We start from the raw sequence: 13,010 nt of genomic DNA, 5'->3' as shown, positions 1-13,010 counted from the left end.
GCAGGGGCGGGCATTCTGGCTGTCGACCGGTGATGCGGACGGGGACAGCGCCGGGAAATGACGGGGGACGAAGGCCATGCATCCGATCTTGAAGCCCGCGCTGCGGCGCGGCTGGCGCGATCTGAACACGATCCAGTTCGGCGTGGCGCCCGCTCATGCCCTGGTGCTCGGTCCCGTGGACACGGCGACGGGCAGCTTTCTCCAGCTCCTGGACGGGACACGCGGGCTGCCGCTCCTGCGCGACGAGGGCAGGCGGATGGGGCTGCCCGACGAGCACGTGGACAAGCTCGTGCGGCGGCTGTCCGCGGCCGGGCTCCTCGACGACGCGACGGGCGGCGGCGCGGCGGCCGACGCCCTGCGCACAAGGACAGCGGCCATGGACCGGCTGCGTCCGGATCTGGCCTCCCTGTCGGTCGTGACTCCCGGGCCGGGCGACGGGATGCGGAGGCTGGCGGCGCGCCGCGCGATGCGGGTGCAGGTGCGGGGAGCGGGCCGGGTGGGGGCGGTGGTGGCCGCGGTCCTCTCCGGGGCGGGCGTGGGGCAGGTCGACGTGATGGAGGGAGGAGTCGTCGAACCCTGGGACGTGGCGCCGGGCGGCCTGCCCGCCGAGGCGGTCGGCGACCGCAGGGACACGGCGGCGCGGCGGATCGTGCGCCAGTCGACTCCGGACCACCCGCCACGGCGCGGCAGGAAGGAAGCGGGTGCGCCGCGCGAGCCGGGCGAAGGGGATCCGGGGCTCGGCCTCGTGATCATCGCCCCGCGGGACGGACTCGACGTCCACGCTCCCGACCCGCGTACCGCCGAGCCACTCGTCGCCTCGGGAACACCTCATCTCTACGCGGGGGTGATCGAGGGAACCGGAATGGTCGGGCCGCTCGTCCTGCCGGGGGCGACAGCATGCGCGAACTGTCTCGCACTGGATCGCGCCGACCGGGATCCGACCTGGCCGCGCTTGCTGGCGCAGTGGCGTTCGGGACGGGCACGTCATGTGCACGCATGCGATCTGGCGCTGTCGACCACGGTCGCCGGCCTTGCCGCGGCGCATGCCCTGGCCTTTCTGGACGGGGCGGCACCGGCGAGCGCGGGGGTTCGCTGGGAGGCGTCCGTGCCCGGATTCGACTGGCACGCACGGCCGGTGCCACCGCAGCTCACGTGCCCGTGCGGGGCGGGTGTGGTGGATAAGGGGGAACACCCCGTCGGGGACAAGAAGCCGCACGACACAATGGCCGGGTAACCGCCTGCGAGGGCGTGGCTGTCTGGGACTTGGAGGGGCGCATGTCTGATCTTCCCCGGAAGGCGGTAACCCGTACCGCCAAACTGGCCGCGCTGCCACTCGGCTTCGCCGGGCGGGCGACCTGGGGGCTCGGCAAGCGGATCGGGGGCAAGTCGGCGGAGATCGTCGGCCGTGAGCTGCAGCAGCGCACGGCGGAGCAACTGTTCAAGGTGCTCGGCGAGCTCAAGGGCGGGGCCATGAAGTTCGGCCAGGCGCTGTCGGTCTTCGAGTCGGCGCTGCCGGAGGAGGTCGCGGGGCCCTATCGCGCCGCGCTGACGAAGCTGCAGGAAGCGGCTCCGCCGATGCCGACGCGCACCGTGCACGCCGTGCTCGCCGAGCGGCTCGGCGAGGACTGGCGCGAGCTGTTCCTGGAGTTCGATGACAAACCGGCCGCCGCCGCCTCGATCGGCCAGGTCCACCGGGCGGTGTGGGAGGACGGGCGCGAGGTCGCGGTCAAGGTGCAGTACCCCGGGGCGGGCGAGGCACTGCTCTCCGACCTGAACCAACTCAGCAGGTTCGCCAAGCTTCTGGGGCCGCTGATCCCGGGCATGGACATCAAGCCGCTCATCGCGGAGCTGCGCGACCGGGTCTCCGAGGAGCTCGACTACAGCCTGGAGGCCCAGGCGCAGGGAGCGCACGCCGAGGAGTTCGCGGACGACCCGGATGTCGTGGTCCCCGGCGTGGTGCACCAGTGCGAGCAGGTCCTGGTGACCGAGTGGATCGACGGGATACCCCTTTCCGATGTGATCGCGGACGGCACCCAGGAGCAGCGGGACCGGGCGGGACAGCTCCTTGCCCGTTTCCTCTTCTCCGGACCCGCGCGCACGGGCCTGCTGCACGCCGACCCGCACCCGGGCAACTTCCGGCTGCTGCCGGACGAGAAGGACGGCTGGCGGCTCGGAGTCCTGGACTTCGGCACGGTGGACCGGCTGCCCGGCGGGCTCCCCCCGACCATCGGCCGCTCCCTGCGGATGACGCTCGACGGCGAGGCCGACGCGGTCTACGCGATGCTGCGCGAGGAGGACTTCGTCCAGGAGTCCGTCGAGCTCGAACCGGACGCGGTCCTCGACTATCTGCTGCCGATCATCGAACCGATGCTGGTGGAGGAGTTCACCTTCACCCGCGGCTGGATGCGCGGACAGGCGGCGCGGGTGGCCGATCCCCGCTCCCCCGCCTACCAGTTGGGCAAGCGGCTGAATCTCCCACCGTCGTATCTGCTGATCCACCGGGTGACGTTGAGCACGATCGGGGTGCTGTGTCAGCTGGGGGCGACGGTGCGGATGCGGGACGAACTCGAGGAGTGGCTGCCGGGCTTCCTGGAGGACGAGCCGGAGGAGGAGCCGGAGACCGAGGCGGAGATCGAAGCGGAGATCGAGGCGGACCGCACCACCGGGTAGGCCTCACCACCGGAGTTCACCACCACGGGGAGTCGAGCCGGCCCTCGATGGCCCTGAGGTTCTCGCGGGCGCAGGAGTCGCAGAAGTAACGTCTGACGCCGTTCTCCACGGAGCAGGTCCAGGTGGGCGGCGTGCCTTCGGCAACCGTGCCGCAGCGGGAACACACGAGATTCTCGGCATTCTCGCTGCCCGAGGGCCGGGGAGTCTGCTGGTCCACCCGGCGACCCTATCGCCGCGCCCAGAGGTTCGCCCGGCACAACGCACCGCGGGGGCCGGTCCGTTCGGACCGGCCCCCGCGGGCATCGTGGTGTGGCTCAGTCAGCGCGTGGCCGACTCGTCACTGCATGACGGCGATGGCGAGCGCGCGCCTGGCGCGCAGCGACGCGCGCTCGGCGCGGCGCTGCATCCGGCGGGCGGCCATCAGCCGAGCGGCCGGGCGCTGGGCCTCGGCCTCACGCATGCGTTCGTGCATATGCGCACGAGCCATGGCTTCTGGGATGAGTTGCATCTCGCGGGTCCTGTTCTGACGCGAGTCGTTCGCGCCGGTGGTGGTGAAGTCCGGGGTGGCGGAGCCTGCGGGCTCGGCGGTGGCTGCCTTCATCGGGGCCTGCTTCTTGGGGTCGTGCGTCAGGGGGCGATCGATCGTTCCGAGGGCGTTCATGCGGCAACGACCGGGTTCTTGCGCGGACGGCCACGCGGCCGCTTGCGGGCGACGACGACACCCTGGACGAAGAGCTCGCCGCCCCAGACGCCCCACGGCTCACGCCGCTCCTTGGCGCCGGCCAGGCAGGCCTCCATCAGCGGGCAGGTACGGCAGAGGGACTTGGCGTACTCGACGTCGGCGGGCGACTCGGCGAAGAAGACCTCGGGGTCGTAGGCACGGCAGGGAACGGGTACGCCGAGGTTCTCGATGGCGTCGTCGAGCGCGGTGAGCGCGGTCAGGGGAGTCAAGGTCGGGTCCTCCGTGGGAACGGGCGGGGGGAGAGTCTCTGAAGGCGGTACGGACGGGGCGTGCGCTTCGAGTTGCACGGTGGTGTTTTCCTCGTCTGGTCGTGCCGGCCTGGGTCGGCCGGTTGGCGGCTGGTACCGGGTCTTGCTCGGCCCCTTCGCTCCGTCATCCCGTTTTGGGGAAAACAGAAGGGCCGCGGATCCCGGGTGGGGTTCCGCGGCCCTGAAGGCGCCGGTCTGATCGAGGATCAGACTGGATCACTCCAGGGTTCGAGCCCACGGAAGGCCCACATCGTGTGGTGCTGCGTCGTCTGCTTCTTGAATCCGGCACCGGCTGCGGCAAAGGCATAGGCCTGCGCCTGTGCCGTCACTACTGCTTCCGGTGCCTTGGTCGCTCGCTCGCTGCCTTCATTGACCTCACGCATCGGGGAAACGTTGAGACCGGTGCGCGGGAGGGACAGAGGCAGGACAGAGGACTCCGGACGGACGGCGGCGGCAGCGATGCCACCGGACAGACCGGTGCCCAGGTTCGAGAAGCCGAGCAGGCAGGAAGCGACGACCGAGCGATCGGTCATTTTCACGGTGCTGATGAAGCTCTCGTTGATGCTGATCACTGGAATCGCCTCCTCTCGGCGTCTATGGGATCGACCGAAACCGATCCTGCGGGCGGACTATTAAGTACAGCACGGAGCCAGGGCTTCGGAGAAGCCGCCGTTCCCGTGCTTAAGAACCTATGGGTCTTCCTTGCGCATGCGCAAACTATTTTTTCGACGAGTTTGAATCAGTTGCCATCGGCGCCCCTTACACGCTCCTCACCTGCACAAATGGCGAGGACATCAGATCCGAAGCGGTTGAGCTTGCGCACGCCGACACCCGGGATCCGGGCAAGCTCGCCCTCCTCGTCGGGTGAGGCCTCCGCGATGGCGATCAAGGTCTTGTCCGTGAACACGCAGTAGGCGGGCTGTCCGAGGAGCTCCGCCTGGCCCGAGCGCCACTCCCGCAGGCGTTCGTAGAGCCCTTCGTCCATGTCGGACGGGCAGTCCTCACAGCGCATCAGCTTCATCTCACCCGCGTCGGTCAGGGACCGCCCGCAGACCCGGCACCGGGCCGGGGACCTGCTCGTCCGCCGGCGGCTCCTGGCGCCGGGGCCGCTCTCCTCGCCACCGCTGCCGGTGCCGCGCTCGACGCCCCCGGGCCCGCCGCCCGCCGCGCGGGCCCCGGAGCCCGCCCCCGAGCCCGGTCGCAGCCCGTCCAGGAAACGGCTGGGGCGGCGTCCCCCGCGGCCTCCCGGCGAACGCGACAGCGCCCAGGAGAGGGAGAGGTGGACGCGCGCCCGGGTGACACCCACGTACAGGAGGCGGCGCTCCTCCTCCACCTGCTCGTCGGTCTTGGCGTACGTGATCGGCATCATGCCCTCGGCGAGACCGACCAGGAAGACGGCGTCCCACTCCAGGCCCTTGGCGGCGTGCAGCGAGGCGAGGGTGACGCCCTCCACGGTCGGCGCGTGCTGGGCGTTCGCCCGCTCGTCGAGCTCCCCCACGAGGTCGGAGAGCGTCGCGTCGGGCTTGGCCCGCGCGAAGTCCTCGGCGAGGCGCACCAGGGCCGCCAGGGACTCCCAGCGGTCGCGGGCCGCGCCGGAGCCCGCCGGGGGCTGTGTCGTCCAGCCCTTCGTGGAGAGGACGGCCCGCACCTGCGAGGGCAGGTCGACGACGTCGTCGAGGAGGGAGTCGTTGCCCCCGAAGCGGGCCGCGCCGCGCAGCGCGGCGCCCGCCTCCCTGACCTCGGTGCGCTCGAAGAACCGCTCGGCGCCCCGCAGCTGATAGGGCACACCGGCGTCGGCGAGCGCTTGTTCGTAGATCTCGGACTGGGAGTTCGTGCGGAACAGGACGGCGATCTCGCTCGCCGGGACGCCGTCGGCGATGAGGGCACGGATGCGGCGGGCGGCACCCTCGGCCTCGGCGGGCTCGTCCGCGTACTCCGTGTAGAAGGGCTCGGCCCCGGCGTCGCGCTGCGAGATCAGTTCCAGGCGGTGGTCCGCGGCGCGGCCGCGGGCCTGGGAGAGCAGGCCGTTGGCGAGGTGGACGACCTGGGGCGTGGAGCGGTAGTCCCTGACGAGCTTGACGACCGTCGCCCCGGGGTGGCGGGTGCGGAAGTTCAGCAGATGGTCGGGGGTCGCGCCGGTGAAGGAGTAGATCGTCTGGCTGGCGTCGCCGACGACGCAGAGGCTGTCGCGGTCGCCGAGCCACAGCTCCAGGAGTCGCTGCTGGAGCGGGCTGACGTCCTGATACTCGTCGACCACGAAGTGCTGGTACTGGGCGCGGACCTGGTCGGCGATGTCGTGGCGGTCCTGGAGGATGCCGACGGCCAGGAGCAGGACGTCCTCGAAGTCGATGACGGAGCGGTCGCGCTTGAGGTCCTCGTACGCGCCGTAGATCTGGGCGATCTCGGCCGCGTCCCGGGGGATGAGGCGGCCCGATTTCGCGGCGGCGGCGGCGTAGTCGGCGGGGACCGTCTGGGTGACCTTGGACCACTCGATCTCGCTCGTCACGTCGCGCAGTTCGTTGCGGTCGAGGCGGATGCGGGACGCGGCCGCCGCGTCCGCGACGAGCTTGATCTTGCGGTCGACGATCCGGGGCAGCTGGCCACCGACTGCTTTCGGCCAGAAGAACTGGAGCTGGCGCAGGGCGGCGGAGTGGAACGTGCGCGCCTGGACCCCGGAGGCGCCGAGCTGGCGCAGGCGCCCGCGCATCTCGCCCGCCGCGCGGTTGGTGAACGTGACGGCGAGCACGCTGGCCGGCTGGAGGATTCCGGCCCGCACGCCGTAGGCGATGCGGTGCGTGATCGCGCGGGTCTTGCCGGTCCCGGCGCCCGCCAGGACACACACCGGCCCGTGCAGGGCGGTCGCCACCTCGCGCTGCTCGGGGTCGAGCCCGGCGAGCACCGCGTCGGCAGAGTCCGGGACCTGCGGGAAGAGGGTGGAGTGCGTTGCTGCTGTCACCCCGCCATGCTGCCAGGTCGCCGGAGGCGCGTGAGCCGGTTGTCCACAGGGAGGCGGGTGCGGTCGTACTAATGCGGGAATGGTGGCCGGGTCACGTACGTTCAGGTCATTGCGATGACGCACCCCGAGCAACAAAGGAGCGCGAGACACATGCCGGGCACTGTGACGATGTACAGCACCACGTGGTGCGGCTACTGCCGCCGGCTCAAGGGCCAGATGGACCGCGAGGGCATCACGTACAACGAGATCAACATTGAGCACGACCCGGATTCCGCGACCTTCGTCGAGAAGGCGAACGGCGGAAACCAGACGGTTCCCACCGTTCTCTTCCCGGACGGCTCGACGCTGACGAACCCGTCGCTGGCCCAGGTGAAGCAGAAGCTGGCCTAGCCGACGGTGCCCGGCTTCGGCAGGGGCTTTCCGTACCAGAGCTCGATCAGTCGGGCCGCAATCGAGATCCCGTAGGGAGGCAGGACCTCCCCGGACTCGAATGCGGCCCGCAGGTCTTCCCGGGAGAACCAGCGCGCCTCGGAGATCTCCTCGCCGTCCACGTTGATCTCCGAGGACGTGGCGTCGGCCATGAAGCCCAGCATCAGGCTGGAGGGGAACGGCCAGGGCTGGCTCGCGACGTACTCGACGTCGCCGACCGTGACACCGGCCTCCTCGAAGACCTCGCGCCGCACCGACGTCTCGATGGACTCGCCCGGCTCCACGAAGCCCGCGAGCGTCGAGAAGCGGCCCTCGGGCCAGTGCACCTGGCGGCCGAGGAGCGCGCGGTCCTGGTCGTCCGTCACGAGCATGATCACGGCCGGGTCCGTACGCGGGTAGTGCTCGGCCCCGCACGCCTGGCAGCGGCGGATGTGGCCGGCCGCCGCGATGACCGTGCGCTCGCCGCAGCGCGAGCAGAAGCGGTGCAGGCGCTGCCAGTTCTCCAGGGCGACGGCGTGCACCATCAGGCCCGCGTCGCGGGGCGACAGGAGGAGCCCGGCCTCGCGCAGGCCCGCGGGGCGTGCCTGCTGGTCCATGCGGCCCGGCAGGGAGTCCTTCTGCAGCGCGAAGTAGCTGACGCCGTCGTCGTCCGTGCCCAGGAAGTAGCGGTGGGCCTCGGTGAGGGGCGCCTCGAAGGACGGGGTCATCACCAGTTCGGTGGTGCCGTCCGGTGTCTCGTCGATGAGTACCTGGCCGCCGGAGACCACGAAGACCCGTGTCGTGGGGTGGCTCCAGGCGGCGGCGAGCCAGGCCTCGTCGAGGCGGTGGTGGGCTGCGCGATCGATGCCGCTCGGTGCGGTGAGCGAGACGGGACGGTCAGCGGTGCGGTCGGTCCAGGTGGTCACAGGTGCTTCCAACTCCCCCGATGGAATGGGTGGTGCGGCAGGGCGGTTTTCAGTGTGCATCGCGCCAGTGCTCGGCGAGATCGCCCCACAGGTAGGCCGTCGTCTCGACTCCCTTGAGGAGCAGATCGAGTTCGACCTTCTCGTTCGGTGCGTGCCAGCCGTCGGACGGCACGGAGATGCCCAGGAAGAGCACGGGGGCGGCGAGTACGTCCTGGAGATCGGCCGCCGGTCCCGAACCGCCCTCCCGGGTGAAGCGGATCGGCTGTTCGAAGGCCTGACCCATCGCCCGTACGACGGACTGCAGGGCGGGGTGGTCGAGCGGCGTCAGGCACGGGCGCGTGGCGGCGCCGAAGGTGATCGCGTGGCTGATTCCGTTCGGCAGCTGGTCGGCGACCCAGGTGCGTACGGCCTCTTCGACGCGGTCCGGGTCCTGGCTGGCGACGAGGCGGAAGGAGAGCTTCAGGAAGGCGGACGACGGGACGATCGTCTTACCGCCCGGTCCTTGGTAGCCGCCGCCGATGCCGTTCACCTCGGCGGTGGGGCGGGCCCAGATGCGCTCCAGGGTGGTGTGGCCCGCTTCTCCGTGTGTCGCGTGGGACTTGGCCGTCCGCAGCCAGCGCTCCTCGTCGAAGGGCAGCTCGGCGAAGAGTTCGCGCTCGCGGTCGGTGAGTTCGGTGATGCCTTCGTAGAAGCCGGGTACGGCCACGCGCGCGTGCTCGTCGTGCAGCGCCGCGACGAGGCGGGCGGCGGCGGTCGCCGGGTTCGGGACGGCACCGCCGAACGAACCCGAGTGGATGTCCTGGTCGGGGCCGCGCAGCTCGATCTCGCAGTCGGCGAGGCCGCGCATCCCGGTGCACACCGTGGGGGTGTCCTCCGCCCACATGCCGGTGTCCGAGACGATCACCGCGTCGGCCGCTATGCGCTCCTTGTGCTCCTCGATCAGCGCGCGGAAGTGCGGGGAGCCCGACTCCTCCTCGCCCTCGATGAGGAGCTTCAGGTTCACGGCGGGGGCGGTACGGCCGGTGGCGGCGAGGTGGGCGCGGACGCCGAGTGTGTGGAAGAACACCTGGCCCTTGTCGTCGGCGACCCCGCGCGCGTAGAGGCGGTTGCTCTGGACGACGGGCTCGAAGGGGTCCGTGTGCCAGCCGTCCTCGCGGGCCGCGGGCTGCACGTCGTGGTGGCCGTAGACCAGGATCGTGGGGGCCTGCGGGTCGCCCGAGGGCCACTCGGCGAAGACGGCGGGAGCGCCGGCCGTCTGCCAGACCTCCGCGGTCGGGAAGCCGGTCTCCTTCAGCTGCGCGGCGAGCCAGTCCGCGCTGCGCCGCACGTCCTGCGCGTGGTCGGGCTGTGCCGACACCGAGGGGATGCGCAGCCACTCGGCGAGGTCGTCGAGGAAGGTGGCACGGTGGGTCTGAATGTACGTACGAACGGCGCTGACGCCACTGACGTCACTGTCAACGGACTGGCTCATGGTCACGAGCCTAGCCGCCCCCGGGAGCCGGATCGTCCGGTGGTTCGTCACCCGGCTGCCCGCCCGGTTCCGCGAGCAGGATCCGCTCCAGCTCGGCCCGGCCGGGCAGGTGCGCGGGGCGCGATGTCTCGCCGCTGCGCACGTACAGGAACGACGCCTTCACGGACTCCGGGGGCACGTCGTGCAGCTCGGCCCAGGCCAGGCGGTAGACGGCGAGCTGGAGGGGGTCGGCGGTGCGGGTGCGGCTGGTCTTCCAGTCGACGATCTCGTACGTCACGTCGTCGCCGTCGACCTCCTTGTAGACCGCGTCGATCCGGCCGCGGACCACACGGCCGGCGAGCGTCAGCTGGAAGGGCACCTCGACGCGGTGCGGGGTGCGGTGGGCGTACTCGGTGCGCTCGAAGGCCTCCTTGAGCGCGTCCAGGTCGCGTTCGTCGGCGATCTCGGCCTCTCCTGGGCCGCCGCCCGGCAGGTCCTCGGGGCCGAGCAGCGGGAGGCGCAGCTCTTCGAAGCGGGTCTCGATCCAGGCGTGGAAGCGGGTGCCGCGCCGGGCCGCCGGCTGCGGCGGGCGTGGCATCGGGCGCGCGAGCTCCTGCGCGAAGCCCTCGGGGTCGGCGGCGAGGCGCAGCACCTCGGACGCGGTGAGCGATGCCGGTACGGGGATGTCCCTGACCGCTTCCCGGGCGCGCAGGAGTTCGCCGGTGAGGGCGTCCAGGTCACGGTCCCAGGAGGCGAGCGTGCGGGCCTCCTCGGGGGTGAGGCGGGCCTCGTCCGGGTGGGTGGTCACAGGGTGTGGGCGGGCGTCCGACTCGGAGGGCGGGGCGGCGGTCTGGTGCGGAATCGCCGGGCGGGCCGATGTCCAGGAGTCCCAGTCCTCGGGGTCGGCCTCGGGCGTTCCTGCGTCCTCGTAGGGCGGCTCTTCGTCCTCCGGGGGCGGTGGCCAGTCCGGGTCTTCGGACGGGGGCACGTCCTCGTACGCCGACGGGTGGGGCTCCTCGTGCGAGCGGGCGTCGTCCGGGGAGTCGGGTGCCCCCTCCCCCGTCAGGCCGTCCAGGTGCGTGAGGACCGTCTGCGCGGCGGCCCTGCGGCGGGCGAGGGACGTGTCGTCCAGCGGGAGCGGCCAGGCGTGCTCGGCCGCGCCTTCCGCCAGGGCGGGGTTCTCCTCGTCCTCCTCCGGCTCGTCCGCCCAGGCCTCGATCTCGCCGTGGCCCACCGCGCAGTGGTCGTACAGCGCCCGGAGGAAGTCCGAGGGGCCGCGCGGCTTCTTCTGCGAGGGGCCCCACCAGTGGCCGGAGCCCAGGAGCAGCGAGCGGGGCCGGGTGAACGTCACATAGCCGAGGCGGAGCTCCTCGGTGCGCTGGTGCTCCTTCATGTCCTCGTGGAACGCCTTCATGGACCGGGAGTCCCACGCCTCTATGTCGGGCAGGGTCGCCGCGTCGCCGCGCAGCGCGTGCGGGACGACCTTGCCCTGGGCCGTCCACTTCTCGCGGCCCTGCGTGCTCGGGAACGTCCCGGTGACCAGGCCGGGGACGGCCACGACGTCCCACTCCAGACCCTTGGACTTGTGGGCGGTGAGCACCTTGACGGTGTTCTCGCCGCCGGGCAGGGCGTTGTCCAGGCCCTTCTCGTACTGCGCGGCGGTCCGCAGGAAGGCGAGGAAGGCGAGCAGGCTCGCCCCGCTGTCGTTGGCGGCGAAGGACGCGGCGACGTCCAAAAAGTTCGAGAGGGTCTCGCGGCGGCGGGCCGCGAGGGCGTGCGGCGACGCGGAGAGTTCGACCTCCAGGCCCGTGACGGCGAGCACCCGGTGCAGCACGTCCATCAGCGGGTCGGCCAGCGAGCGGCGCAGATCGCGGAGTTCGGCGGCGAGACGGGCGAACCGCACCCTCGCCTCCGGCGAGAAGGGCAGCCCGTCGTCCTCCGAGTCCTCCTCAAGCGGCGTCTCCAGGAAGGTGTCGAGCGCGTCCGCGAGCGATATCACCTCGGCGGGATCGACCCCCTCGACCGCTTCCGCGAGCCTCCGGTCCGGGTCGTCGTCCGGGGCCGCGTGCCCATGGCGTACGAGAAGGCGTGCGCGGCGGCCGAGGAGAGCGAGGTCGCGCGGACCGATGCGCCAACGCGGGCCGGTCAGCAGGCGCACCAGGGAGGCGTTGGCGCCCGGGTCCTGGAGCACCTCGCAGACGGCGACCAGGTCGGCGACCTCCGGGAGGTGCAGAAGCCCGGAGAGGCCGACGACCTCCACGGGGACGTCGCGGGCCACCAGGGCTCCCTGGATCTGCGCGAAGTCGGTGGCCGTGCGGCACAGGACCGCGATCTCGCCGGGGGCCTTACCGGTGCGCACGAGGTGCGCGATGGAGTCGGCCATCCAGTCGACCTCTTCGGCGTGCGTGCGCAGCAGGGCGCAGCGCACCATGCCGTCGCGCTCGGCGCCGGGGGCCGGCCGCAGCGCCTCCACGCCCGCGTGCATGGCGCGCAGGGGCTCCGCGAGGCCGTTCGCGAGGTCAAGGAGGCGGCCGCCGCTGCGGCGGTTCTCGCTGAGGGAGTGCCGGGCCGCGGGGCGCCCGTCGGCGTGCGCGAAGTGCTCGGGGAAGTCGTCCAGGTTCGCCACGGACGCGCCCCGCCAGCCGTAGATCGCCTGGCAGGGGTCGCCGACCGCCGTCACGGGGTGGCCCGTGCCTCCTCCGAAGAGGCCCGCCAGGAGGATGCGCTGCGCCACCGAGGTGTCTTGATACTCGTCCAGCAGGACGACCTTGAACTCGTCCCGCAGGATTTCGCCGACCTCCGCGCGAGTGCGGGCCAGCGTCGCGGAGAGGGCGATCTGGTCGCCGAAGTCGAGGAGGTCGCGGGCGCTCTTCGCCTCCCTGTAGCGGCCGACGAGTTCGGCAAGTTCGAGCCGGGCGGCCGCCGTCTCCGGCACCTTGCGCAGGTCGGCGTTGGAGAGCTTGGCGCCCTCCAGGGCGTGCAACAGCTCGGTGTCGTACGCGCGGAGCTTCTCGGGCCGTACGAGGTGCTCGGCGAGCTCTCCGTCGAGCGCGAGGAGGTCGCTGACGAGGTCGGGGAAGGAACGGGTCAGCGCGGGATACGGGCCCGGTGCCTCGCGCAGCACGCGCGCGGCGAGCTGGAAGCGGGTGGCGTCGGCGAGCAGCCGGGCGGCGGGTTCGAGCCCGATGCGCAGCCCGTGGTCGGTCAGGAGGCGGCCCGCGAAGGCGTGGTACGTGGAGATGACCGGCTCGCCCGGAGGGTGGTCCGGGTCTAGGGCCTCGGGGTCGGTGACCCCGGCCTTGATCAGCGCCTGGCGCACCCGCTCGGCGAGTTCACCGGCCGCCTTGTTCGTGAACGTCAGGCCGAGGACCTGCTCGGGGGCGACCTGCCCGGTGCCGACCAGCCACACCACGCGGGCCGCCATCACCGTCGTCTTGCCCGACCCGGCTCCGGCCACGATCACCTGCGGGGCGGGCGGCGCGATGATGCAGGCCGTCTGCTCCGGGGTGAACGGGATGCCGAGGAGCTCTTTGAGCTGCTCGGGGTCGGTGATACGAGATGACACGTCAGAGAGGCTAGCGGCGGCCACTGACAATCGGGGCTTCCCGGT

At 71.7% G+C, this 13,010-nt stretch carries 11 protein-coding genes; 3 read left to right on the top strand and 8 right to left on the bottom strand.

Going from position 1 to position 13,010, the window contains the following annotated elements; genetic code table 11:
* Window positions 1–76 precede the first annotated feature (76 nt).
* Together AB0M70_RS15360 and AB0M70_RS15355 are read left to right on the top strand one after the other, a co-directional pair.
* The gene (locus AB0M70_RS15360) at window positions 77–1,234 is read left to right on the top strand and encodes a ThiF family adenylyltransferase (RefSeq protein ID WP_365820326.1); all 1,158 of its coding nucleotides are present in this window, start codon (window positions 77–79) and stop codon (window positions 1,232–1,234) included.
* A gap of 41 nt (window positions 1,235–1,275) precedes the next feature.
* Window positions 1,276–2,670, top strand: a complete 1,395-nt coding sequence (locus tag AB0M70_RS15355; RefSeq protein WP_365820324.1) for an AarF/ABC1/UbiB kinase family protein — start codon at window positions 1,276–1,278, stop codon at window positions 2,668–2,670.
* Window positions 2,671–2,686: 16 nt separating this feature from the next.
* Here AB0M70_RS15355 and AB0M70_RS15350 read toward each other — a convergent pair whose 3' ends face one another.
* The 5 genes from AB0M70_RS15350 to AB0M70_RS15330 form a co-directional block, all read right to left on the bottom strand.
* A complete protein-coding gene (locus tag AB0M70_RS15350; RefSeq protein WP_365820322.1) occupies window positions 2,687–2,887 on the bottom strand; it encodes a hypothetical protein in 201 nt (66 codons plus the stop codon).
* Between the two features lie 120 nt (window positions 2,888–3,007).
* Complete coding sequence (locus AB0M70_RS15345; protein ID WP_365820320.1) at window positions 3,008–3,331, bottom strand: hypothetical protein; 324 nt, start codon at window positions 3,329–3,331, stop codon at window positions 3,008–3,010.
* Window positions 3,328–3,699, bottom strand: a complete 372-nt coding sequence (locus AB0M70_RS15340) for a WhiB family transcriptional regulator (protein WP_190082052.1) — start codon at window positions 3,697–3,699, stop codon at window positions 3,328–3,330. Before AB0M70_RS15340 ends, AB0M70_RS15345 begins: the two co-directional genes overlap by 4 nt.
* Window positions 3,700–3,866: 167 nt before the next feature.
* Complete coding sequence (locus AB0M70_RS15335) at window positions 3,867–4,232, bottom strand: hypothetical protein (RefSeq protein WP_365820318.1); 366 nt, start codon at window positions 4,230–4,232, stop codon at window positions 3,867–3,869.
* A gap of 167 nt (window positions 4,233–4,399) precedes the next feature.
* Entirely contained in the window at window positions 4,400–6,616 is a 2,217-nt protein-coding gene (locus AB0M70_RS15330; RefSeq protein WP_365820316.1) for an ATP-dependent DNA helicase UvrD2, read from the bottom strand.
* A 150-nt stretch (window positions 6,617–6,766) separates the two neighbouring features.
* Between AB0M70_RS15330 and AB0M70_RS15325 the strand changes: the two genes are divergently transcribed.
* Entirely contained in the window at window positions 6,767–7,006 is a 240-nt protein-coding gene (locus AB0M70_RS15325; protein WP_363209148.1) for a mycoredoxin, read from the top strand.
* On the opposite strand, the gene nudC is transcribed toward AB0M70_RS15325, so the two are convergent.
* The 3 genes from nudC to AB0M70_RS15310 are packed head-to-tail and all read right to left on the bottom strand — an operon-like array spanning window position 7,003 to window position 12,965.
* Entirely contained in the window at window positions 7,003–7,950 is a 948-nt protein-coding gene (gene nudC / locus AB0M70_RS15320) for an NAD(+) diphosphatase (protein ID WP_365820314.1), read from the bottom strand. The genes AB0M70_RS15325 and nudC overlap by 4 nt on opposite strands.
* 49 nt (window positions 7,951–7,999) lie before the next feature.
* Complete coding sequence (locus AB0M70_RS15315; protein WP_365820312.1) at window positions 8,000–9,421, bottom strand: dipeptidase; 1,422 nt, start codon at window positions 9,419–9,421, stop codon at window positions 8,000–8,002.
* A gap of 10 nt (window positions 9,422–9,431) precedes the next feature.
* On the bottom strand, window positions 9,432–12,965 hold the full coding sequence (locus tag AB0M70_RS15310) for an ATP-dependent DNA helicase (RefSeq protein WP_365820310.1): 3,534 nt from the start codon (window positions 12,963–12,965) through the stop codon (window positions 9,432–9,434).
* Window positions 12,966–13,010: the final 45 nt, after the last annotated feature.

Source organism: Streptomyces sp. NPDC051214 (assembly GCF_040682375.1).
Classification (GTDB): domain Bacteria; phylum Actinomycetota; class Actinomycetes; order Streptomycetales; family Streptomycetaceae; genus Streptomyces.
The sequence above is the reverse complement of the archived record's forward strand: the minus strand, read 5'-3'. Positions and strand labels throughout refer to the sequence as shown.

What these genes read in the sequence shown, in the direction of transcription:
- AB0M70_RS15360 (WP_365820326.1), top strand. Translation starts at nt 77, where the DNA reads ATGCATCCGATCTTGAAGCCCGCGCTGCGGCGCGGCTGGCGCGATCTG.
- AB0M70_RS15355 (WP_365820324.1), top strand. Translation starts at nt 1,276, where the DNA reads ATGTCTGATCTTCCCCGGAAGGCGGTAACCCGTACCGCCAAACTGGCC.
- AB0M70_RS15345 (WP_365820320.1), bottom strand. Translation starts at nt 3,331, where the DNA reads ATGAACGCCCTCGGAACGATCGATCGCCCCCTGACGCACGACCCCAAG.
- AB0M70_RS15325 (WP_363209148.1), top strand. Translation starts at nt 6,767, where the DNA reads ATGCCGGGCACTGTGACGATGTACAGCACCACGTGGTGCGGCTACTGC.
- AB0M70_RS15315 (WP_365820312.1), bottom strand. Translation starts at nt 9,421, where the DNA reads ATGAGCCAGTCCGTTGACAGTGACGTCAGTGGCGTCAGCGCCGTTCGT.